This is a genomic window from Streptococcus mitis (assembly GCF_003942965.1).
GTDB lineage: Bacteria > Bacillota > Bacilli > Lactobacillales > Streptococcaceae > Streptococcus > Streptococcus mitis_BH.
Genome location: NZ_RJOG01000091.1, coordinates 1 through 556 on the forward strand (window position 1 = coordinate 1; position 556 = coordinate 556).

Consider the following 556-nt stretch of genomic DNA (forward strand, 5'->3'; position numbering starts at 1 on the left):
CGATGCTGACGCGCTAGTGCTTGCTGAAGCCGAGGCACTTGTGCTTGCTGAGGCTGACGCGCTGGTACTTGCAGAAGCCGAGGCACTTGTTGATGCGGAAGCTGAAGCACTGGTACTTGCTGAGGCCGACGCGCTTGTTGATGCGGAAGCTGAAGCACTGGTACTTGCTGAAGCTGAAGCACTGGTACTTGCTGAAGCCGATGCGCTTGTTGACGCTGAAGCCGATGCACTAGTACTTGCTGAGGCCGACGCGCTTGTTGATGCGGAAGCTGAAGCACTGGTACTTGCTGAAGCTGACGCGCTAGTGCTTGCTGAAGCCGAGGCACTTGTGCTTGCTGAGGCTGACGCGCTAGTACTTGCCGATGCTGAAGCACTGGTACTTGCTGAAGCCGACGCGCTAGTACTTGCTGAAGCCGACGCACTGGTTGATGCCGATGCTGACGCGCTAGTACTTGCTGAAGCCGACGCACTGGTTGATGCCGAAGCCGATGCACTTGTACTTGCTGAGGCTGACGCACTGGTACTTGCTGAAGCTGACGCGCTAGTACTTGCCGAT

General features: G+C 57.0%; 1 protein-coding gene. It reads left to right on the forward strand.

The window, feature by feature from the left end:
* Nucleotides 1-556: hypothetical protein (locus D8837_RS09590; protein WP_185755710.1), on the forward strand; the 556-nt coding region annotated here is incomplete at both ends.